The organism is Pseudarthrobacter sp. MDT3-1, from assembly GCF_054510755.1.
The window spans coordinates 26686-49333 of the sequence record NZ_JBTNDX010000008.1; the positions used below are offsets into that span (position 1 = coordinate 26686).

Here is a 22648-nt window from a genome sequence, read left to right on the forward strand (position 1 = left end):
CTAGGCTGCGTCGGTGCGGATGGCGGCGGATTCGGGGGCCGGATCGAGATCCGACGGCGAACTCAGGGTGCCACGGATGGCCGTGGCCGCTGCCACCACAGGCGAGACCAGGTGGGTGCGGCCGCCCTTGCCCTGCCGGCCTTCGAAGTTACGGTTGGACGTCGAGGCGCAACGCTCCCCCACCTCGAGCTGGTCCGGGTTCATGCCCAGGCACATCGAGCAGCCGGCGAAGCGCCACTCGGCGCCGAAGTCCTTGAAGACCTTGTCCAGGCCTTCGGCCTCTGCTTCCAGCCGCACGCGGGCCGAACCGGGTACCACCAGCATCCGGATATTGGGGTCCTTCTGGCGCCCGCGGATGATGTCCGCGGCGGCGCGGAGGTCCTCCATGCGTGAGTTGGTGCAGGAGCCCAGGAAGACCGTGTCCACCCGAATCTCCTTCATGGGCGTACCGGCGGTCAATCCCATGTACTGCAGGGCGCGTTCGGCGGCAGCCTTGGCGTTTTCGTCGCCGAAGTCCTCCGGGGACGGCACTTTGGCGGAAAGCGAAACACCCTGCCCTGGGTTTGTGCCCCAGGTGACGAACGGCTCCAGCGTGTCGGCGTCCAGGGCCACCTCGACGTCGAACGTGGCGTCGTCGTCGGTCCTCAGCGTGTTCCAGTACTCGACGGCGGCATCCCAGTCGGCGCCCTGTGGCGCGTGCGGGCGGCCATTCATGTAGTCGTAGGTGATCTGGTCCGGGGCCACCAGGCCGGCGCGGGCACCGGCTTCGATGGACATGTTGCAGATGGTCATGCGGGCTTCCATGGACAGCGCGCGGATGGCGGAACCGCGGTATTCCAGGACGTAGCCCTGGCCTCCGCCGGTGCCGATCTTGGCAATCACGGCCAGGATGATGTCCTTGGCGGTAACGCCCGGGCGCAGCGTGCCTTCGACGTTGATGGCCATGATTTTGAACGGCTTCAGGGACAGCGTCTGGGTGGCCATGACGTGCTCCACTTCGGACGTGCCGATGCCCATGGCCAGGGCACCGAACGCGCCATGGGTGGACGTGTGGGAGTCACCGCAGACAACGGTCATGCCAGGCTGCGTGAGGCCAAGCTGCGGGCCAACCACGTGCACAATGCCCTGTTCCGCGTCGCCGAGAGAGTGCAGGCGGACGCCGAACTCCGCGCAGTTGTTGCGCAGCGTCTGGATCTGCGTGCGGCTGGTGAGATCGGCAATGGGCTTGTGGATGTCCAGCGTGGGAGTGTTGTGGTCCTCCGTGGCGATGGTGAGGTCCGGGCGGCGCAGCTTGCGGCCGGCCAGGCGCAGGCCCTCGAAGGCCTGCGGAGAAGTCACCTCATGGACAAGGTGAAGGTCAATGAAGAGGAGGTCGGGCTGGGCATTGGCTCCTTCGCCCTCGCCTTTGCGCACCACATGTGCGTCCCAGACTTTCTCGGCCAGTGTCTTTGCCACGGCCATCTCCCTTCACTGCTGTTTGGCTGTTTGGTTCCACTGAACCAGCAGGGCTGCATTTTGTGCCAGCCCAAAGATTTGCATCTCAGATAATGAGACGGCAATATCATTACATGGACAATTCTAGTGGAGTCGGTGTCATTGATAAAGCGGCCCATGTGCTTGATGCATTGGAGGCCGGCCCCACCACGCTGGCACAGCTGGTGGCCGCCACGGGCCTGGCCCGGCCCACGGTGCACAGGCTCGCCCTGGCCCTGATCCATCACCGGCTGGTAAGCCGCGACATCCAGGGCCGGTTTGTCCTCGGCAGCCGCCTGGTGGAGCTGGCCTCCGCCGCCGGCGAGGACCGTCTCATCGCTTCTGCCGGGCCGGTCCTGATGCAGCTGCGCGACGCTACCGGCGAAAGCTCCCAGATCTTCCGCCGCCAGGGCGAATGGCGTATTTGTGTCGCCTCCGCGGAACGCCCCATCGGCCTGCGCGACACCATCCCCGTCGGCACCAAGCTTTCCATGAAGGCCGGCTCCGCCGCCCAGGTGCTGCTCGCCTGGGAAGACCACGACCGGCTTCTCGAGGGCCTGCAGGCCGCCCGATTCACGCCCACCGTGCTGGCAGGCGTACGACGGCGGGGCTGGGGACAGAGCCTCGGCGAACGCGAGCCCGGGGTCGCCTCAGTCTCGGCACCGGTCCGGGGACCGTCCGGACGCGTGATCGCCGCGGTCTCGATCTCCGGCCCCATCGAGCGGCTCACCCGCCAGCCGGGCCGCCTCCACGCCGAGGTGGTTTGCAACGCCGCGCGGATCCTCACCGAGGCCCTGCGCAAGGGCAACGACTGAAGGCTCGCCTCCGTCCAGGCCTGGCTGCCCCCGGCTAGGCTGTCGGCATGAACAGCTACGCAGTCTTCCTCCGCGGGATAAATGTCGGCGGGATCAACATCAAGATGGCGGACCTCAAGACTGCGCTTGCATCGCAGGGGTTCGCGGACGTCAGGACACTGCTGGCCAGCGGCAATGTGGTGCTTGCCAGCGACGAGGATCCTGCCGCGGTCAAGCAGACCTTTGAAAAGTTCCTGCGTGACGCCTTCGGCTACGAGGCCTGGGTGGTTGTCCTCACGGCACGGCGGGTCTCCGAACTCGTGGCGGCCTGCCCGTATCCGGCAGACGACAAGGCAACGCACACCTACATCACGCTGGCATCGGACACCGCCATGCTCAATGAGCTTGAAGCCGCCGGCGCAGCCTTTGAAGGTACCCAGCAGAAACGCCTCGGCCCGGAGGCATTGGCCTGGCTGGCTCCGGCCGGCGGGACGTTGGACAGCCCGTTCAGCAAGATTTCGTCCAAGGCCAGGTTCAAGGCAACCACTACCACCCGGAACCTGCGGACGCTGATCAAGGTCAGGGACGCCGCAACCGCACTGGTGTAACTACCTTAGTTTCCGCCCGCGACCTTCAGTGCGGCGTTGAAGGACGCGAGCCTGCTGACCTCAATTTCAACCGGCTCCACTACGAAGTCCCGGGCAACCTCGCCCACCGCTGCCCGCAGCCGTTTCCTGGCCCTGGCTGCACGCGCCCTCGCGGCTCCTGACCCAATGAACTTTCCGGTCAGGGCCAGGAAGATCCCCAGCGCCACGCCGCCGCCAATCATCAGCGTCGGCAGGGGCCAGCCTTCCACCTTCGGAACCTCGGGGACTGGCAGTTGTAGATAGCCGAGTCCTGCCAGCACGCCGAGCCAGCCCAGGCCGCCCAGGACTGTCAGCAGCGCGAGCCACTGGACCACGTTGAACATGCCCCACCACCAGGACTTCCGGGACGCCATCAGGTCCGTGCCTGCGATGGCCTGGTCCAAGGCATCCGGCAACGCCTCCCGCCCCTCCCGGGCAGCACCCCTGATCGCGGCACGCCACGGTCCGGGTGCGCCCGCACTCGCCGCGTCCGCAAACTCACGGACAGCAGCATCCGTCCGGGCGCGTTCCGGGGCGCCCGCGGCCGGGAGCGAGGTCCGGTTAAGTTGGGACGGAGAAGAACTTCTCAGATTGAGCCGGCGGAGCGGATCAGGCCGGAACCGCACCAGCCACCGCGTCACCGGCCACCCCGTGCGGCGCGTCGACTCGATGCGGTAGGACCGCGCAACTGCGTCCACCACCACGGGCACGTTGGCGGCCGTTGCCAGCTCATCGGTGAGCCGGGATCTCGACGCCGGCCTGACACCGGCGGCTTCCCCGGCGCCGGCGGCTTCCCTGAGTTGCCCGGAGGCCCGTGAAACGTCAGCGGCCAGCCGCTGTGAAAGCGCCTGGCGCTGCACCACAACATGTCGGATGGCACTCCGGACTTTGTCCACGCCGGTGCCCTTCAGGGCGGATGCGCCCAGGACCTGGACCTTGCCCAGCCCGTCGCGGGCAAGGATCCCTTTCAAGGACTCCAGCACAGGCTGCACGTCCCGTTCGGGCAAGCGGTCCACCTGGTTGAGGACCACCAGGGTCACGGCGCCATGCGCGGACAGGGGCGCCAGGAAATCGTTGTGGACCGCCGCATCGGCGTACTTTTGCGGATCCAGTACCCAGACCAGGACATCAACCAGGCCAACCATGCGCTCCACGATCTCGCGGTTCGCGGCCCTGGTGGAGTCGAAGTCCGGCAGGTCCAGCAGGATCAGCCCCGTGCGCTCGTCCGCGAAACCTGCCACGGGCTCCGCATGGTGGCGGTTGCCCACCTCAAGCCAGTCCAGCAACGGCTCGCTGCCGTCCGCTCCCCAGACACCAGCCAAAGGTTCCGACGTTGTGGGCCGGCGGGCGGCCGCCGTCGCGATTTCAGCGCCGCTGACCGCGTTGAAGAGTGACGATTTTCCGCTGCCGGTGGCACCGAAGAACCCAACAACGGTGTGATCAGCCGACAGTGACCGCCGGGAGCTCGCGCGTTCCAGGAGCTGGAACACCTCCTCGAGTGCAGCATCCGGTAAGACGCCTTCGGCGAGTTCACGGGCATCGTTGAGGGCTTCGAGCCTGCGGTCCAGCTGCGACGCTTCACGGGCTACGCTGTGGCGGCTCATGCCTTGTCCGCCAGCCGGGCCAGGGCAGCGGCGTGGCCCGTCAGGATCCGGCCGGTGACCGCGCCGCCCTCCGGCAGGCGTTGGATGAATTTCTGCTGCTCTGCCTGCAGCAGCCGCTGGCAACGGGCATGGAGGTCATCCCGCGCAGTCTTCGCAAGTCGGCGGACCGCGTCTTCGCCGAACACTGCCTCGAGCAGTTTCTGGCCGACGACGGCGGTACCGCCCGCGACGCCGATCTCCAGCCCGGTGAGGCCGGCTGTCATGGAAAACACCACGATCATCAGTGCGGCACCCAGCCCGTTAATCCCGAAGGAAAGCCATCTGGCCTGCGTGCGCTTGCCCTGCCCTTCCGTGCGGATCAGTTCCATCAGGCCGGCCTGCCAGGCCCTGATCTCCGCTGCGGCCGCATCGGCAAAGCCGGGGCTGGTGCCGGACAGATCCTCCGTCCCCAGGAGCTCGCGGCCGGCCGGGTCCGAGCGCCACCGCTCGTCGGTTTCCTCGCCGGCGTTGGCGGCCTCGTCCAGGATGACGGCCTGCAACCCCGTTTCGATGGCGGCCTCAACCCGGACGGCCGGCGTCGGCTCGCCCCGGAAGAACGCTCCCACGCGGTCCCGCAGCCGTCCGATGTTCTGCTCCAACGCCCGGAAGAATTCCCCTGTTCCAACGAAGTCCTGCCAGCGCGCCAGTACTTCGCCACGGAGGAGGGCGCCGTCCTTTGTTGCGTCCAGGATCCGGGCCCCGGCATCGCGATAGGCGGCCTCAGCGCCTGCACGGAGCGAGGCCGCGGCACGCTCCTGCCCCTGGACCGCGTGCGCCACGGAACCGACCCGCCCGGCCAACGCCTTCACCGTCCCGTTGAGGGTACGGCGGGCAATTTCGGACCGCCCAGCGGCGTCGGCAGCAAGTTCCTGCAGCCAGCGCCGCAGCGGCTCCACGGCGCTCGTTGGCAGCATGCCAAGATGGTCCAGGTCCGTCTCCGGCACAATGAACAGTCCGGCATCGCCGAGGCCTTCTTTCTGCAGCAATGTGCGGAGGTCGGCGCTGACTTCGGCTTCCGCCTCCGCCGACACACGGTCCAGGACCACGGCCACCATGATGTCCCGCGAGGACGCGTCCAGGAGAAGCTTCCACGGGACCGCGTCCGCGTAGCGGTTGGCGGTGGTCACAAAAACCCAGAGGTCCGCGGCGGCCAGCAATTGACCGGCGAGCCTGCGGTTGTCGTCGGAAATAGAGTCGACGTCGGGGGCGTCAAGCAGTGCGATCCCCTGCGGAACAGCCTGGTCCGCTACCAGCACCAGGGAGGAAATGGCTTCCGCATCGGGTGTTGCGCCGGCCCGGCTGGCCGGAACGGGTTCCCTGGAGACGGTGCCCCGGATCCGGTTGAGGGTGGGCAGCACGCGGTGGCCTTCGAACCAGCCCGCATCGGCCGGGTGGTGCAGCAGAATTGGCTGCCGGGTGGTGGGCCTGATGGCCCCGGAGCGTGTGACCGGGTGCCCCACCAAGGCGTTCACCAGCGTTGACTTGCCGGCACCGGTGGAACCTCCGACGACGGCAAGCAGCGGCGCGTCCAGGCTGCGGTACCGCGGCAGGATGTAATCGTCCAGCTGGGCGACGGCGTTCCGAGTGTCCTGGCGCGCCTGTTCCACGTCCGCAAGGGCGAGCGGCAACGACACGGCGGACAGATCCCCACGCACGGCCTCAAGCAAGGCCACGGCTGGCTCCGATGCCGCGTCGGGCCGGCCCGGCTGAGTTCGCGGTGCGCGCTTAGGCGGCGGAGGCTGCGTGGGACGAAGCCCGTCTGAGGAGGTCACAGGATCATCATGCCAGTTGCGCCGGCTGTTCCACCGGGCCCCGGCTTTGTCCTATATCCCGCAGCGCAGCCTCCACAACGAAAAAACGGCCCCGGGCTGATGCCCGGGACCGTTCGTTGGTGACCCCAGCGGGATTCGAACCCGCGTTACCGCCGTGAGAGGGCAGCGTACTAGGCCGCTATACGATGGGGCCGCGTACTTCCAGGAAGTTTTCACTTCCAACCGGCGCCAGGCCGGTTTGCTAAGTGAGTATTTCATACACTCAGCGCGCGTTTCAAATCGGCGAACCGATCTGAAACCACTGATTTGCCGCGGTTAGCCTGCGACCAAACAGAGCTGGGATACCAGGACTCGAACCTAGAATGACGGTACCAGAAACCGTAGTGTTGCCAATTACACCATATCCCAATGATACTTTCGGGCCGGAGTTTCGGGCTTCAAGCCCTGCTCCGTGCGCCTCAGCACGAGAAATTACTCTACCCGAGACTTTGGGCTGGCACAAATCGGCACCGAAGACCCAAGGTCCGAACCCCTTGCCAGATCACCCGGAATAAGTTTACTCTCGGTAAGTTACCCGAGAGTAACCACCCTCTGCCTTTGCTGCAGGCACTTCGGAATTTAGATTTTCGTCCGGACTGCCGCCCCTGGTCCAGGTGGGTGGCCGGCAGATTTCACACTGCCGGCAAACCGTCGAGAGGACCCACCGTGACACAAAGTCGTGCCGCCGCGCCCACCAAGACCCGAACCCGGGCACAGCAGCTAGCCATCGCCGTCCTGGCCCTGACGCTGATTGCTTTGCTTGGATTTTACACCCTGGTCACCGGCAGGATCACCGACGGATCGGCCAAGCTGATGGACGGTGCGGGCCAGGCCTCGGCCGGCGCTGAGCAGCTCAAGGACGGCGCCGGTCAGCTGGCGGCCGGCGCGGGCCTGGCAGACACCGGTGCCGGCAAGCTCTCCTCCGGCGCCGACAAAGTCTCCCTGGGAGTCAGCGAGAAGCTGGCCCCGGGCGCTGAAAAACTGCAGTCCGGTGCAGACCAACTCGCCGCTGGCGCTGTCAAGATCGAAACTGACGTCAACAACAAGTTCGCGCCCGGCGTGTACAAAGTGGACGATGGCGCCCGAAAGCTCGCCGCCGGAGCCACCCAGCTCGCCGCGGCACTGACGCCTTCGGCCGCCGGAAACGCCGAGAACAACCTGGCCGACGGCGCGACTGCGCTGAATGCAGGTGCGGGCCGTCTGGCCTCCGGAACCGGCGAGCTGGCCGCCGGAACGGCCCAGCTGAAAGGCTACCGGGGAGCGAACAACTCCCCCGAGGCGGGCACTGGCACGGCGGCCTTGGCACAGGCCCTTGAGCTGCTGGAAGCGGCAGCGTCGGACCCGCTTCAGGGGCTGGTTCCACTGTCCGTTGTCAAGGACAAGATCACCAATATCACCGCTGGAGCCCACAAGCTCGACGCCGGGGCGCAGCAACTGCAGGCTGGTGCCGGGAAGCTCAATGAAGGAGCGGCACAGTTGCACACGGGAACAGGGCGTCTCACCGCCGGCTTCGCCACGCTGGGTGGAAAGCTCAACAGCCGCGATCCCAACAACCCCGGCGTTGTGCTGGGTACCGAACTGCTGGCCACCGGAACGTCCCAGATCCGCACTGGTATGGACGGCGTGCCTGGCAATGCCGACCGCCCGGGCCTGATCAAAGCCGTCGCCAAGATCACGGAGGGCAGCTCACGGCTGGCGGACGGCACGGTGGCGTTGAATGCCGGGATCAAGGGCGATCCGGCCGATCCGTCAAACCCTGGCCTGCTCCACGGCTCCCAGGCACTGGCTGCGGGCGCTTCGGAGCTGGCCACAGGCAACACCAAGCTGGCCTCGGGATCGACAGAGCTGGCCACCGGTGTCCAGAAACTTGCTGATGGCAATGCCCGGATTGCGGCTGGCACGGACACCCTGTACTCCAGCGCAGCGGCCATCTCGCCCACCAGTATGGTGGGGAAGTCGGATACCGCCGTTGCTCTCGGCCTGGTTGCTGTGCTGGTGCTCGGATCCGTGAGCATCTACATGGTGCTGTGGAACAGGCGAAGGCTGCAGTCTGCGGAGTAAGCGGCCGGTCAGCCCAGCAGCTGCCCCAGCGAGCTGACCTTGTGGCCGGAGAAATCCGGCGCAGGCTCCCCCACCCTGTTGAGCCAGACGCCTACCAGGCCCGCCGCCGTCGAACCTTCTGCGTCCAGCATTCTGTTGTCCCCAACGTAGAGGGTCTCCTCCGGGGCAGTCCCCAGCAGGCGGACGCCTTCGAGGTAGATGGCCGGCTCGGGCTTGGCAACGCCTACCGTGTCCGTGCCAACCAGGCGGCGGACGCGTTCCAGGCCGGCGCCGTCGAGCTTGGCCCGCTGGTAGTCGTGCACGTTGTTACTGACGGCACCGTAGGGGATGCCGGCAGCGTCCAGCAGGTCCAGGAGCGGCAGCACGTCCTCAAAGGCACGCACATACGTGGGCTGCAGCCGGCCGTAGGCCGAGAGCCACCCGTGCGCTTCTTCGCCGTCGGCAAGATCCACACCGAAGTGCCCCAGGGCGGCGCGTCCCCGCAGGAGGCGCTGGTCGTTGAAGGTCAGCTCCCCCGCCAGGTACCGGTCGTAGTAGTGCGTGGTCTCGTGCGTGAAGATCCTGCCGAAACGCTCCCACCCGGTCTGGTCCAGACCCGGCAGGAGGTGCTCGCTGACCTCACGCAGGGCGGTAGTCATGGCGTATTCGAGGTCCACCAGGGTGTCGTCGATGTCGAAGAGGACGCCCCGGATGGACCCGAAGCGTGTGCTCAGGACTCCGTCAGCCGTGGTGCCGGTGGTAGACATCAGCCGCGGAAGGTGCGGAGCCGGCTCAGGGACGAGTCCTTGCCCAGGAGCACCATGGATTCGAAGAGGGGCGGCGAGATCCGGCGCCCGGAGATGGCCGTGCGGACAGGACCGAAGGCCAGCCGCGGCTTCAGCCCGAGATCCTCCACGAGTGCCTGCTTCAGGGCCGTCTGGATCTCCTCCGGGTTCCAGTCCTGAATGGGCTCAAGGGCAGCAAGGGCGGCGTCGAGGACTTCGGTCAGGTTGGCGGGCAGGCCCTTGCGGGCGTCGTCTGCGACGTCGATCGCGTCGTCGGCCTTGAACAGGAAGGCGAGCATTTCCGGGGCCTCCCCCAGCAGGGTGATCCGCTCCTGGACGAGGGGTGCGGCCTCGGTGAGGATCTCTTCCTCCCGGTCCGTGAGGATCTCTCCGACCAGGTCCGCGGCCCTGAGGTACGGCACCAGGCGCGCACGGAAATCGGCCGCCTCAAGCAGCCGGACGTGCGTGCCGTTGATGGCCTCTGCCTTTTTCAGGTCAAAACGTGCCGGGTTGGCCAGCACATCGTGGATGTCGAAGTGCTCCACGAGCTGCTTGACAGTGAAGATGTCCTCGTCGGCGCTCAGGGACCAGCCCAGGAGGGACAGGTAGTTCAGAAGGCCTTCGGGAATGAAGCCGCGTTCGCGGTGCAGGAACAGGCTGGATTCGGGGTCGCGCTTGGAGAGCTTCTTGTTGCCCTGGCCCATGACGTAGGGAAGGTGGCCGAACTCCGGCATGTACTCGGCCACGCCGATGGCGTAGAGGGCACGGTACAAGGCGATCTGGCGGGGCGTGGAGCTGAGCAGGTCTTCGCCGCGCAGCACGTGCGTGATTCCCATCAGGGCATCGTCCACCGGATTTACCAGCGTGTACAACGGCGCGCCGTTGGCACGGACCACCGCGAAGTCCGGCACGGAGCCGGCCTTGAACGTGATCTCGCCGCGGACGAGGTCCTTGAACGTGAGGTCCTCGTCCGGCATCCGCAGGCGCAGCACGGCCTGGCGGCCTTCAGCCTTGTACTGGGCCAGCTGTTCCTCGGTGATGTGACGGTCAAACCCGTCATAACCCAGCTTGGGGTCGCGGGAGGCCGCACGGTGGCGGGCTTCGATTTCAGCGGGCGTGGAGTAGGACTCGTAAATGTGGCCGCCGGCCTTCAGCCGTGCGATGACATCCTGATAGATGTCGCTGCGCTGGGACTGCCGGTACGGCTCGTGCGGGCCGCCCACTTCGACACCCTCGTCCCAGGTGATGCCCAACCACTTCAGCGCGTCCAGCAGCTGGTGGTAGCTTTCTTCGCTGTCCCGCGCCGAGTCCGTGTCCTCGATGCGGAAGACCAGGGTGCCTTTGGTGTGCCTGGCATAGGCCCAGTTAAACAGCGCCGTGCGGATCAGGCCAACGTGCGGCGTGCCCGTGGGTGACGGGCAGAACCGCACCCGGACGGGGGTGTCGGCGGTGACGGACGGGATGGCGGCAGGGTTCAGCGCGGAGGCAGTAGTCATAGTGGTTCCAACTTTACCCGTCAGCGGCGGACCACCGGGTTGGACAGTCGTCCGATGCCCTCGATCTCCACGTCAAAGCGGTCCCCCGCGGTGACGAGGTCAACGCCCGCCGGGGTGCCGGTCATGATGACGTCGCCCGGAAGCAGGGTGAAGGCGTGGGACACGATTGAGACGATTTCCCGGACGCCGCGGATCATCTGGCTGGTGCTGCCGTCCTGGCGCAGTTCGCCGTTGAGCCAGCCCTTGATGGCCAGGTCTTCGGTGTCCAGCTCGGTCTCGATCCAGGGTCCAAGCGGTGCCGACGTGTCGAAGCCCTTGGCACGGGCCCACTGCAGGTCCGTTTTCTGGACATCGCGGGCGGTGAGGTCGTTGCCGCAGGTGTAGCCGAAGATGACGTCGTCCACGCGGCCTTCCGGGACGTCCTTGCAGATCCGGCCGATGACTACACACAGCTCGGCTTCGAAAGAGACTTCGTCAGAGAATTCCGGCAGCACAATAGGGTCGCCCGGGCCGATGACCGAGGTGTTCGGCTTCAGGAACAGCAGCGGCTGCTGCGGGACTTCGTTGCCCAGCTCGGCGGCGTGCTCGGCGAAGTTGCGGCCCACGCCGATCACCTTGCTGCGGGGAATGATCGGCGCCAGGAGCCGGACGTCTTCGAGCTTGTGCTTGACATGGGTGCGCTCCACCCCATTGAAGAAGGGATCGCCGTTGATGACAGTGATTTCCTCACTGCCGGGCTCGCCTTCAACAACGCCGTAGAGGGGATCAGAATCGACTACAAACCTGGCAATACGCATGGTTGCTAGCCTACCGTCATGAGCGGCCGCCCTGCCCTTGCGTCACGTCTTACTGTCAGGCGCCGGGCATCCCACGGAGGTAGTCAAGCTGCGCGGCAACCGACATTTCGGCTGCCCGCCGGACGGAAGGTTCGACGTCGGCGTACACGGCGTCTGCCACGGCCGCCACCGCGGCGTCCCCGCCAAGCAGGACCAGCGCCGCGCGGATCTGCCCCAGCCTTTCGTACCGGTGCTCGCGGTAGGCGCGGGTAACGGCCTCCAGGGAGGGAAGTACAGGCCCGTGGGCCGGCAGGACGGTGGCCGGGCCGAGGGCTTCGAGCCGGTCCAGGGACTCGAGGTAGTCCCCCAGCCTGCCGTCAGGGTAGTCCAGCATCGTGGTGCCGCGGCCCAGGATGGTGTCGCCGGTCAGCACAGAGCCATGTGGGCCGTCGTCGGGAAGGTGGAAGCATACGGAATCGGAGGTGTGGCCCGGCGTGGCCAGAACCTGGACCGTCACTCCCGCCGCCTGGATGGTTTCGCCGTCCTGCAGGGGCCCGCCGCCACCGTGGCAGTGCCGGGGATCGACCGCGCGGACCGGGGCGCCGGTGAGCTCATGGAGCCGCTGGGAGCCTGCCGTGTGGTCGGCGTGCCGATGCGTCACGAGAATGAGTTCCACTGGGCCCACATCTGCGAGGCGGCGAAGGTGGCCCTCGTCCGCCGGACCCGGATCCACCACCACGGATGTACTGGCGCCGGGGGCGGAGATGACGTACGAATTGGTGCCGTCCAGGCTCATGGGCCCGGGGTTGGGTGCCAGGAAGAAAGCCGTCAGTGGGCTGGCAGCGACTGGAATGCCGCTCGAGGTGGAGTTCACTGCACCATCTTCGCATCAGGACGGCACGGAATAACCGCACCCCCGGGGCGGGTTATGGCTGGTGAACCCACCGCCCAGAGAGAGCAGCCAGGCACCACCATGAGCACTTCACCCACCATCTCGCTGTCCGAACTGTTGTCCGGCGCCGACGCCGCGGGACACGACCACGCACTGACGGAGAAGAACAGCGGCCTGCAGCACATCCATAACCACGCGACCGGGGCCATCGTCTGGTTTCCCACGTGGCGGAAGTTCCGCGAAACCACCGATTGGCGCGAGGAAGTCGATGCTTTCGCCGAGGACCTCAAGTCGGGTTCACAGCTGGTGGAAAAAGTGGCGTCCCGTTCCGTAGCCGGAGAGTTGGAGTCACTCCTGAAGCGCGCAGCCGCAGCAAGTGATGCGAATATCTTTGTCCAGGACAACCTGACCAGGCACCTGACCCGGACCTGGGCTATTGCCGACGCCGTAGCCGAGGTAACAGGGAAGGACCTGCCCGCCGGCGGCACCATACCGTCCATCTTTGCTGACTACCCCTACGACGTTTACGCCCAGGACGGCGGCGCCTTCGCCACCGCACTCTGGAACGACGTCATCGATGCCCGCCGCAACCGCGCCCTGGCCGACGAAGCGGCACGCAAAGCCCTGAAGCCGGTCTCGCGCAAGGCCCTGAAGAACGCTGCCCGGAAGGCCGCCCGCCGCTGAGGGTGCCTGGAATCAGCAACGCGGGGTCACTTAACGCCCATTCCGATGGGGATATCGGGCGTTAAGTGACCCCGCGTTGTGGTGGCCGGGGCGCGAAGGTGGTGCTTAGGCCAGGCGGGTCAGCCAGCCGTGGGTATCCGGCACGGTTCCGGTCTGGATGCCGAGGAGCTGTTCGCGGATGGCCATGGTGGTCTCCCCCGCCTTCGCGTCCTCGGAGCCGATGAATTCGGTGGTGTCCTTGAGGACACCGATCGGGGTGATCACCGCTGCGGTGCCGCAGGCGAAGACCTCGGCGATCTCACTGGAGGCCACGCCGTCGCGCCATTCATCAAGGGTGATCTTGCGCTCCGTCACCTCACGGCCCATGTCCTTGGCAACCTGCATCACGGAGGAGCGGGTCACGCCTTCCAGGATGGTCCCGCTGAGCGCGGGAGTGGCCAGTGAGCCGTCCTTCATCACGAAGAAAACGTTCATGCCGCCGAGCTCTTCCACGGCGTCATCGTTGAAGTGGTCCAGGAACAGCACCTGCTTGCAGCCGTTGGCTTCGGCTTCCTGCTGGGCGATCAGGGAGGCGGCGTAGTTGCCGCCGCACTTGGCCGCACCGGTGCCGCCGCGGCCTGCGCGGGCGTATTCGCGGGAGATCCAGATGGACACGGGCTTGAGTTCGCCGCCGAAGTAGTTGCCGGCGGGCGATGCGATCACTCGGAAGGACACCTCCCGCGCTGCCCGGACACCCAGGAACGCCTCGGTGGCGATCATGAACGGGCGCAGGTACAGGGCCTCGCCGTCACCGCCGGGAACCCATTCCTTGTCCGCCTGCACCAGTTCCCGGATGGCGCCGAGGAAGTATTCCTCGGGCAGTTCCGGAAGGGCCAGGCGTCGGGCCGACTTGTTCAGGCGGGCCGCGTTGGCCTCCGGACGGAAGGTCCAGATTGAGCCGTCAGCGTGGCGGTATGCCTTCAGGCCTTCGAAGATCTCCTGGCCGTAGTGCAGCACCGCGGCAGACGGGTCCAGGGAGATGGGTCCGTAGGCCTCAACGCGGGCGTTGTGCCAGCCACCCTCGCCTTGCTCGTCCACGCTGTAGTCGACGACGGCGGTGTGGTCGGTGAAGTAATTGCCAAATCCCGGGTTGGCCAGGATGGCTGCACGCTCTTCAGCTGACTTCGGGGTTGCCGAGAGCTGCTGGTTAAATTCGACGCCATGGGCGGTCTGAGTCATGGTTCCTCCACGATCGGCTGCCTTCTGAATGTGGTTCAACACTGAACCGCAGGGCAGCATTTGGTGATTCGAAACAAGCTTACGCCCGTTGGCAGGACCTTCCGGCCGGGCCTAGAGCGCTGCGGCGATGGCGTCCCCGACGGCGCTGGTACTGCGGGCGCCGCCGTCGCGGGTTTCGACGTCGGCGATCACCGCAGCTTCGATCCTACGGGCAGCGGCGGTGTAGCCGAGGTGGTCCAGCAGGAGCACCGCCGACAGGATGGCCGCGGTGGGATCTGCCTTCTGCTGTCCGGCGATATCCGGGGCCGAGCCGTGGACCGGTTCAAACATGGACGGGGCGGTGCGGTCCATGTTGATGTTGCCGGACGCCGCCAGCCCGATGCCGCCGGTGATGGCTGCTGCGAGGTCGGTCAGGATGTCGCCGAAGAGGTTGTCCGTGACAATGACATCGAAGCGGGAGGGGTCGGTGACCATAAAAATGGTGGCCGCATCGACATGCAGGTAATCGTGGGTGACCTCCGGGAATTCCTGGGCCACCGCCTCGACGGTGCGTTTCCACAGGTGGCCTGCGTAGACCAGGACGTTGTGCTTGTGCACCAGGGTCACATGCTTGCGTTCGCGGGCGCTGGCGCGGCGGAAGGCATCGCGGACAACGCGCTCCACGCCATAGGCCGTGTTCAGTGAGACCTCGGTGGCCACCTCGTGCGGCGTGCCGGTGCGGAGGGAGCCGCCGTTGCCCACATAGGGCCCCTCGGTTCCTTCCCGGACGACAATAAAGTCGATGATGCCGGGATTGGCCAGCGGGCTGCCGACCGTTCCGTACAGCCGCGACGGCCGCAGGTTGACGTAGTGGTCCAGGCTGAAGCGGAGCTTGAGCAGCATCTCCCGCTCGATGATGCCGGACGGAATCCGGGTGTCGCCGGGGGCGGCTCCGACCGCACCGAAGAGGATCGCGTCCCGTGTCCGCAGGTCGGCGAGGACCTCGTCCGGAAGGGTCTCGCCGGTGGCCAGCCAGTGCTCGGCACCGAGCTTGTAGTGGGTCTGCTCGAGGACAACGCCTTCAGCGGCGACAGCCTTTTCGAGGACTTTCAGTGCCTCGGCAATGACCTCTGGGCCAATGCCGTCACCGGGAATGACAGCGAGATTGATCGTGGATGCACTCATGCTCCAAGAATATTTAGATCATCCGCATGCCGGACAATCAGTCTCATTTACTGAGACGGAGGAGTGGGTCCTCCGGTGAGGCCACCACCACCACGTTGGTGCCCCAGGCATCACCCGTATAGCAGGAAATCAGGACCAGCCTGTGGGGTGCCACCTGCCAGATGGGGCTGTCTTTGAGGCCGGACTTGACGTAGTTAGTCACCGAGTCCACCAGGTAGGCCACTTCGCCCGTGGCTGTGGCCACGGTCAGCCTGTCACCAGCCGCCGCGTGTGTACTCAGCCGGTTGAACGGCGCATCCCGGTCCGTCCAGCTGTGCCCGGCGATGTACGTGGTATTGACCGAGCCCACTCCGGGCACGCCGTAGGGCAACAGCCAGTAGCCGTCCATGGTGGGGGGCGGCACGATGGTCTGGGTGGCTTGGTCCTCGCCCGTGGGTTCGAGCGGATGGACCACCACATCGATGTCTGCGGCCGGGTACACCAGCCGCTGCGGCGGCGACGCTGCCGGACCCGCCGGGACCGGGGCGCCGGTGTCCGTGGAGGGCGTGGGGGTGGACGGCGCTGGGGCCTGGGTGGTCGGCTGCACAGCAACCCCGGTCACGGTCGGCGACGGTCCCGGCCCGGCCAGGAATGGCAGAAACGCGAACGCCAGGTAGGCCAGCACACCGCACAGCACCACAAAGACGATGCTTTTGGTGGTGAAGAGCCTTCGATCGCTGTCCATGGTTACCCCGTTTGTGAGTCGGATTTGCCTGGTTTGCCGGCAGGCGCCGTGCCCTTGCGGCCACGGCGCCTGCCGGTGATTCAAACAGCGCCCCTGCGGGCGCCAGTAGCCGGCGTCATTCCTTCCGGGGCCGGGATACGGTACCGCTGGCTGCCAGGGTCCTGCGGGCAGCCACTCCCGCTGCAGCGAGCAACATTACGACGATGCCAGCGGCCCAGGGGGCGATGGAAACGTCAGTCGAACCTGCCATTGCTGTCTGGACATTGAAGCCAGGGTTGTTAGCGGCTACGGCACCTTGACCCGCCGGCGCACCCACAACAGCACCTCTGGGAGTTTCGCCCGGCGTCACCGGAGTAACAGCAGGCGGGACCACCGGAGGAACAACAGGCGGGACCACCGGAGGAACAACAGGCGGCACTACTGGCGGCACCGTTGTGGGAACGCAACCGTTGTTAAAGGTTGTCTGTCCCTTAGCCGTCCAGTTCTGGCCTGCAGGCAGCACGTTGCCGTTGTTCGGCGGGATGATGTCTTCAGTGTGCTGGTGGTTGGCGTTGGCGTGGCCGTTGAGCCCCTGCAGGGCGATCGTAATCGGCACGTACGGGTTCTTGTCCGAGCCGGTGGCGTGGCAGATGCTGATCTTGTGATCGCCACGGCCGTTACCCTCGCCTGGTGCGGCGCAGCCTGCATTCCAGATGCTGGCCTTGTCAAGGTTCTGGCCTCCGGGACGAACTTTCCCGTCGTTGGCCGGAATGATGTCCTCATCGTGCTGGTGGCCCACGTGGGCGTTGAGCGCGTTGAGGCTGATGGTCACCGGCACGTAGGGATTGCTTTCCGAGCCGGTGGCGTGGCAAATGGTGATCTTTTTCTCGTCCTCAGAAGGCGACGCGGTGGCCGGCGCTGTGGCACCCAATAGCGCAAGACCCGCGACACCAAAAGCGGCAAGGATCCGTTTCATTTCCGTCTCCATCCATTGTCTGGTCCAAACTGATCAGACGTGTGGAGGAACGGCGCCATCCCCGACACGGAGGGCTAAAGGCAAACGGACAGCATCGGGGCGACGGTTCTCCCAGATGCGAATCATCAGTTTGCTAACCAGATAAGGCTAGACAGACGGACACCAGGATGTCTCCAGTACTCAGTACCCGCCTTACAAGGTGGACCCTACTGACCGGACCCGGAACCGTACTCAGTCCGCGTACCAGCAAGTAGCCAGCCGGGACATACCTAGGCTTCGGCCGGCTCCTCATACTTGGGGAAGACGGGCGCCGGGGCCGGCAGCGGCGTACCGGCGACAATCGGCGTGGTGAGCGCGGAGAACTGGCGGGATCCGCCGTCGGGCTGTCCCAAGGTGTCCAACAGCGCGGCGGTAGCCGTGGGCATCACGGGCTGGGCCAGGATAGCCACGATGCGCAGCACTTCCAGCGTCACATACAGCACGGTGTTCATGCGTTCGACGTCGGTCTTCCGCAGTACCCAGGGAGCCTGCTCGGCAAAGTAGGCGTTGGTGTCCCCCAGGACGCCCCAGATGGCCTCGAGTGCGCGGCTGAATTCCTGCTTTTCGAAGGCAGCCCGGGCCGTCTCCAGGAGTCCGTTGGCCTGTGCCAGGATCGCGGTGTCTTCAGCCGTGAAGGCACCCGGAACCGGGACCCGGCCCTCGCAGTTCTTGGCCACCATGGACAGCGAACGCTGCGCCAGGTTGCCGAAGTTGTTGGCCAGGTCCGAGTTCATGCGGCCCACGATGGCCTCATGGTTGTAGCTGCCGTCGGCGCCGAACGGGACCTCTCGGAGGAAGAAGAACCGTACCTGGTCCAGCCCGTACTGCGCCACGAAGTCTGCCGGTGCCACCACGTTGCCGAGCGACTTGGACATCTTCACACCGTTGTTGTGCAGGAAGCCGTGGATCATGACGCGCTTGGGCAGCTCAATGCCGGCGCTCATCAGGAACGCCGGCCAGTAGATGGCGTGGAACCGTGAGATGTCCTTGCCGATCACATGCACATCGGCGGGCCAGAACTTCTTGAAGGACTCCGAGTCGACGTCCGGGTAGCCGACGCCGGTCAGGTAGTTGGTGAGCGCGTCCACCCAGACGTACATCACGTGCTTGTCGTTGCCGGGGACGGGGACACCCCAGTCGAACGTGGTGCGGCTGATCGACAGGTCTTCGAGGCCGCGCTTGACGAAGCTGATGACCTCGTTGAAGCGGGACTGCGGTGCCCCGAACTCCGGCTGGGCCTCATACAGCGCCAGCAGGCGGTCCTGGTAGGAGGACAGCCGGAAGAAGTAGCTCTCCTCAGCCGTCCACGTCACCTCGGTGTCCGTCTCCTTCGAGTACCGCACGCCGTCGTCCTTGACCAGGGTGTCGTCCTCCACGTAGAAGGCCTCGTCCCGGACGGAATACCAGCCCTCGTACTTGGACAGGTAGATATCGCCGTTGGCTTCCATCTTCTTCCAGATGGCCTGCGACGCGGCGTAGTGGTCAGCGTCCGTGGTCCGGATGAAGCGGTCGTAGGTAATCCCCAGCGCGGCGTGGGCAGACTTGTAGACTTCCGCGTTGCGGTCCACCAGCTCCTTGGGCGTGACGCCTTCCTTCTCGGCCGCCTGCGCAATCTTCATGCCGTGCTCATCCGTGCCCGTCAGGAACATCACGTCAAAGCCGTCAAGCCGTTTGAAGCGCGCCATGGCGTCGGTGGCGATGTACTCGTAGGCATGTCCGATGTGCGGAACACCGTTCGGGTAGGTGATGGCCGTGGTGATGTAGAACGGGGTTTTGGCTGTTGCGCTCACGTGCGGACGTTACCTTTGGTGCGGAGGGGCAGGGCTAGATCAGTTCAGTCAGCGTATCGCTCAGGCGGACCAGTTCGTGGTCGTGTGAAGCGACCAGTACAGCGATGCCGTCCGAGGTGGTGTCCTTGAGGATGCTGATGATGCGGTTGGCTGAGGCTCGGTCCAGGCTGGCCGTGGGCTCATCAACCACCAGCACGCGCGTACCCAGGATCAGGGCGCGGGCGATCGCCACACGCTGGCGTTCACCACCGGACAGCTGGGCCGGACGGTGCCGCATCCGGCGGCCCAGGCCCACCAGGTCCAGGAGGTCCTTGGCCATGTCGCGGCGCTGGTCCACCTCGCCGTCGGGCACGGCCGGCAGGAGGACGTTCTCGAGGGCGCTCATGCCGTCGATCAGGGCGCCGCCCTGGTCAACGTAACCGATCAGGGCCCGACGTCGGTCGGCGATTTCGTCGTCGCCCATGCTTTCGAGGGAATCACCTTCCCAGAAGACACGGCCCGACGTCGGCAGGGTCAGTCCCGCACCCACTGTCAGGATGCTGGTCTTGCCGGATCCGCTTCGGCCGGCCACGCAGTGCATCTCGCCGGCGTGCAGCGTGAGGTCGAAGTTCTCCACAACACTGACGGCTTCGGCACCGCTTTTACCGCCGCCATAGCGGATGGTGATGTCGCTCAGTTCCAGCGGGGTCCCGTGGTCCGCGGCCTTGACGATGGTGTTGGCACGGGTCTGCAGGGGCGACTCAGCCGGGCCGGACCTCCGGCTCCGGTAAACGTTCGTCTCGTTTGTCATTGGACCACTTTCGTTGCAATCGGTATCCAGCAAAGTACAGCCACGAGGCCGGCGACGCCGGCCCATAGCGCGGCATACGGGGCAAGGAGGAGCCCGATGCCCAGCGCGCCCAGGACGCCCAGCGGCAGGGCCACCGTGCCCACCAGCGCGTTTTCGAAAAGACGGACCTGGCGGAGCATGTCCGGGTTCCAGCCCATGGCCTCAAGGATGCCCAGGTACTGGCGTTTGGCGTTCAGCTCAAACCGGCCGGTGACCAAGGTCAGGACCAGCCCCACTGCGACGCCGGCGAGTGCCAGGAGCATGCTGGGCATTGCCACGCTTGCTGCGGCCAGGCCGCTGAGGGCGCTCGCTCCGGCAGCACGGGGGATGTCGATGAGCAAGGCAACCAGCCCGCCCACCGCGGCTCCGAACACTCCGACTGCGACGGCCAGGGACAGGGTGTTGAACTTGTTCGTGCTGAGCTGCCGGTTGGCAAAGGTCAGCGGGGAGTCCACCGGGATCAGCCGCTCGTCGTGCTGCGGTTCCTGGTCCACCTCATCACGGTGGCGCAGCTGTTGGGCGGCGAAGAAGGCCGCTGCCGCATACAGGACCAGGACGGAGGCTGAGACGATGGCTGTGGTCACGCTCCAGCTCACCAGGCTCAGGACGATCCCGGCTACCGCGAGCAGCGCAGCGCCGACACCGAATTCCTCAAGCACCCAGTTCCTGATGCGCACTTGGGTCCAGCCCATGGCGCGGAGGGTCCCGGCTTCACGTTTGCGTTTGCGGATGTAGCTGACGGTGGAGGCGCCGGTCAACAGCGCGGCTCCGCACAGGGTCAGGAAAAGCAGTGTCACGTTGGTCCCGGTGAGGGAGCCGGAGACTGCGTCCGCTGCATTCTGCCGGACCCAGGACTGCTGGACAGTGCCCAGCGCTGACTCCTTGCCGGCGTCGTCCTTGGAGTATCCGGGGACAAAAATGCTGGCGTCCTCTCGGGCGGAACCGGCCACAACAGTAGCCTCAAGACCCATTTCGCGGATCTCGCTGGCGAGCTTTTCGACGTCGGGCTGGGCTTCCTTCCAGCTGCCAGGAGCCTTGGCCCGGACACGTACGGCATCGATCACGGCGGCGTTGTCCTTGTAGCCGCGCGCTGCGGCCAGGCCGTAGAAGTCGGTGATGGCACCGGCCGACTGGCTCGCCAGTCCGGTGGCACTGAGTGAAGGCTTGAGTTCGGTACCGGTGACCGTCTTGCCTTCCGCGTCCTTGGTGAGGGTAAACGGAGTGGGGTCGTAGCCACCCAGCGGAAGGCGGTTGACGTCGCCGGCAGCTTTCTCAACAGCCGCGGGGTCGAAGGTCCCATAGACCATGGCCAGCGGAGCCGCGAGCTTTTCCCCTGTTGCCAGGTCTTCCCGGTAGGAACGTTCATCCACGGGCTCACGCTGGGTCTGGTCCACCGGGGCGCCGTTGGCACCCTTCTCCGGCAGGCGGTTTACAGTGACCCAGTCGCTGGGAACGGCGGTCTTCTGGACCGCACCATTGGCCGCGGCGTCGCCGTCCGTGTACTTCGGCGCGGCAGCGAAGTCGGTGCTCCACTTGGCCGGGGTGTAGAGGCCCTGGTTGAAGTTGCCGGCGCTGCCGAGGAGACCGGAGTGGTCGGTGGAGCCGGGCCAGGACAGCGCGAACGGGTCCTTGGACACAAACGGCAGGTAGTCCTTGCCGAGGGAACGCGTGGCGGTGCCGACTTCCTTGACAACCTTGCCCGCGGCGTCGATCTCCTCGATCTTTACGTTGTACTTAAGGTCCAGTGACGTGCCGGAACGGACAACCAGGGGAATGGCCTGCGAGTCCGCGGTCAGCTGTCCGCTGCGCTTCGCCTGCTGGTACTGCGTCATCAGCGGTGCCCAGTACTTGAGCTTGACACCGAGGAAGTCAGGGCCCTCGTTGAGCTCTTCCAGGCTGATGCCGTTGGTGAAGAGGCTTTCGAAGTGCCGGCCGATTGCTCCGGCGTTCCGCGCGTCAGCGGGCGGGGCCTTCTCCAGCGGGGCGAGGAAGTCGCCCGCCGAGCCGAGCAGTGCCCGCTCGGAGACGGGGTCGACGGCGACCACGGACTCGGTCACTTCGGGAGACAGGGGCAGTGACACCGAAAGGTTGAACAGGTTATGTTCGGAGCCGCCGGCTGGAGCGGGGAATTTGATGCCTGTCTCGCCTGCGGGTGGTGCGATCCGGATGCTGGTGCCCCCGGCAGCCTTCTCCTCGACGAGTTTGGCCTTTCCCAGGCTGCCCTCGGCGGTGGACTTGAACAGGGTCTGCTCGGAGACACCGTCGGAGCTGACGGCGCTGGCGGTCAGGCGGTAGTTCTTGGGGGTATCGCCGAGCACGGACTCAGCAGCGGGCCATTTGCTGGGATCTGTGGCGCCGGCGGCCTGGTCCGTGGTCGCTGTGCCTGCCAGCCCGGAGTTGTAGCCAAGGTAATCCATGGCGTCGAGCCGTGGCGCTTCCAGGTTCTGCGTCACGCGGGACACCAGGCTGATGGGTGCCGCCACGGACGTTCCGGAAAGCTTCCGGATGTTCTCGAGCTGGTCAAAGCCGATGCCGCCGCCACCGTTGGCGATCTCCGGCTGCATCAGCGCCCCGGAGCCTGCCTTGGCCTGGACCAGGACGTCGTAGAGACCCCGCGAGTTCTCATCCACCGTTCGATTGAGTGCGGCCTGCGACTGGCCTTGGACGAGGACCGACAAGCACATGGCTGCGATCAAGATGGCCGCGGTCAGCAGCAGCACTTTGCTTCTGATGAACCTCTGGACGGCGTTCATTGGGCTCCCTGAAACCTGGATTGCGTGCGCACACCGGGATCCGCAGGCGGCGGATATATAGGATTTCCTGCCTGGTGTGCAAAAAGTATTGGCCGGTCTGCCGGCGTGGTCCTGAAACAGGACCCAGCCATTGTAAGCAGACCGGCCAATCATACG

General features: G+C 65.9%; 18 protein-coding genes and 2 tRNA genes. 4 read left to right on the forward strand and 16 right to left on the reverse strand.

All coding sequences use genetic code 11. The annotated features are described in order from the left end of the window. A complete protein-coding gene (leuC, locus tag ACX80X_RS08055; protein ID WP_252601413.1) occupies positions 1-1455 on the reverse strand; it encodes a 3-isopropylmalate dehydratase large subunit in 1455 nt (484 codons plus the stop codon). Between the two features lie 113 nt (positions 1456-1568). Between leuC and ACX80X_RS08060 the strand changes: the two genes are divergently transcribed. After that, complete coding sequence (locus tag ACX80X_RS08060) at positions 1569-2288, forward strand: IclR family transcriptional regulator (protein WP_058932091.1); 720 nt, start codon at positions 1569-1571, stop codon at positions 2286-2288. A gap of 47 nt (positions 2289-2335) precedes the next feature. Beyond that, the gene (locus ACX80X_RS08065) at positions 2336-2875 is read left to right on the forward strand and encodes a DUF1697 domain-containing protein (protein ID WP_252601415.1); all 540 of its coding nucleotides are present in this window, start codon (positions 2336-2338) and stop codon (positions 2873-2875) included. A 5-nt stretch (positions 2876-2880) separates the two neighbouring features. Here the strand turns inward: ACX80X_RS08065 and ACX80X_RS08070 are convergent, their stop codons facing one another. The 4 genes from ACX80X_RS08070 to ACX80X_RS08085 form a co-directional block, all read right to left on the reverse strand. Next, a complete protein-coding gene (locus ACX80X_RS08070) occupies positions 2881-4497 on the reverse strand; it encodes a GTPase (RefSeq protein WP_252601418.1) in 1617 nt (538 codons plus the stop codon). After that, positions 4494-6209, reverse strand: a complete 1716-nt coding sequence (locus ACX80X_RS08075) for a dynamin family protein (RefSeq protein WP_459311710.1) — start codon at positions 6207-6209, stop codon at positions 4494-4496. Before ACX80X_RS08075 ends, ACX80X_RS08070 begins: the two co-directional genes overlap by 4 nt. 216 nt (positions 6210-6425) lie before the next feature. Further along, positions 6426-6501 (reverse strand) — tRNA-Glu (locus ACX80X_RS08080). Positions 6502-6644: 143 nt separating this feature from the next. Further along, a tRNA-Gln gene (locus tag ACX80X_RS08085) sits at positions 6645-6716 on the reverse strand. A 297-nt stretch (positions 6717-7013) separates the two neighbouring features. On the opposite strand from ACX80X_RS08085, the gene ACX80X_RS08090 reads away from it, so the two are divergent. Then, on the forward strand, positions 7014-8408 hold the full coding sequence (locus ACX80X_RS08090; protein WP_252601424.1) for a hypothetical protein: 1395 nt from the start codon (positions 7014-7016) through the stop codon (positions 8406-8408). 8 nt (positions 8409-8416) lie between these two features. Here the strand turns inward: ACX80X_RS08090 and ACX80X_RS08095 are convergent, their stop codons facing one another. From ACX80X_RS08095 to ACX80X_RS08110, 4 genes are read right to left on the reverse strand one after another with little or no spacing between them, the layout of a single operon-like run. Continuing rightward, positions 8417-9154, reverse strand: a complete 738-nt coding sequence (locus tag ACX80X_RS08095) for an HAD family hydrolase (RefSeq protein WP_252601426.1) — start codon at positions 9152-9154, stop codon at positions 8417-8419. Next, entirely contained in the window at positions 9154-10668 is a 1515-nt protein-coding gene (gltX, locus tag ACX80X_RS08100) for a glutamate--tRNA ligase (RefSeq protein ID WP_252601429.1), read from the reverse strand. Before gltX ends, ACX80X_RS08095 begins: the two co-directional genes overlap by 1 nt. 20 nt (positions 10669-10688) lie before the next feature. Further along, a complete protein-coding gene (locus ACX80X_RS08105) occupies positions 10689-11465 on the reverse strand; it encodes a fumarylacetoacetate hydrolase family protein (RefSeq protein ID WP_252601432.1) in 777 nt (258 codons plus the stop codon). Positions 11466-11520: 55 nt separating this feature from the next. Continuing rightward, positions 11521-12318 (reverse strand): MBL fold metallo-hydrolase, encoded by a 798-nt coding sequence (locus ACX80X_RS08110; RefSeq protein ID WP_252601434.1) that lies wholly within the window; start codon positions 12316-12318, stop codon positions 11521-11523. A 99-nt stretch (positions 12319-12417) separates the two neighbouring features. Between ACX80X_RS08110 and ACX80X_RS08115 the strand changes: the two genes are divergently transcribed. Then, positions 12418-13020, forward strand: coding sequence for a hypothetical protein (locus ACX80X_RS08115; protein WP_252601437.1), 603 nt, complete (start codon positions 12418-12420; stop codon positions 13018-13020). Between the two features lie 105 nt (positions 13021-13125). Here ACX80X_RS08115 and ACX80X_RS08120 read toward each other — a convergent pair whose 3' ends face one another. The 7 genes from ACX80X_RS08120 to ACX80X_RS08150 form a co-directional block, all read right to left on the reverse strand. Further along, a complete protein-coding gene (locus tag ACX80X_RS08120; protein WP_252601440.1) occupies positions 13126-14238 on the reverse strand; it encodes a branched-chain amino acid aminotransferase in 1113 nt (370 codons plus the stop codon). A gap of 111 nt (positions 14239-14349) precedes the next feature. Next, positions 14350-15402 (reverse strand): 3-isopropylmalate dehydrogenase, encoded by a 1053-nt coding sequence (locus ACX80X_RS08125; RefSeq protein WP_252601442.1) that lies wholly within the window; start codon positions 15400-15402, stop codon positions 14350-14352. Positions 15403-15445: 43 nt separating this feature from the next. Beyond that, entirely contained in the window at positions 15446-16126 is a 681-nt protein-coding gene (locus ACX80X_RS08130) for a class F sortase (RefSeq protein ID WP_252609929.1), read from the reverse strand. A gap of 115 nt (positions 16127-16241) precedes the next feature. Further along, positions 16242-17081 carry a hypothetical protein gene (locus tag ACX80X_RS08135; RefSeq protein WP_252613496.1) on the reverse strand — a complete coding sequence of 280 codons (840 nt, stop codon included), beginning with the start codon at positions 17079-17081 and terminating at the stop codon, positions 16242-16244. 269 nt (positions 17082-17350) lie between these two features. Further along, the gene (metG, locus tag ACX80X_RS08140; RefSeq protein WP_252613494.1) at positions 17351-18910 is read right to left on the reverse strand and encodes a methionine--tRNA ligase; all 1560 of its coding nucleotides are present in this window, start codon (positions 18908-18910) and stop codon (positions 17351-17353) included. A 34-nt stretch (positions 18911-18944) separates the two neighbouring features. Then, positions 18945-19700 carry an ABC transporter ATP-binding protein gene (locus tag ACX80X_RS08145; RefSeq protein WP_252613492.1) on the reverse strand — a complete coding sequence of 252 codons (756 nt, stop codon included), beginning with the start codon at positions 19698-19700 and terminating at the stop codon, positions 18945-18947. Further along, on the reverse strand, positions 19697-22492 hold the full coding sequence (locus tag ACX80X_RS08150) for an ABC transporter permease (RefSeq protein WP_252601454.1): 2796 nt from the start codon (positions 22490-22492) through the stop codon (positions 19697-19699). The genes ACX80X_RS08145 and ACX80X_RS08150 overlap by 4 nt, the downstream gene beginning before the upstream one ends. Positions 22493-22648 lie beyond the last annotated feature (156 nt).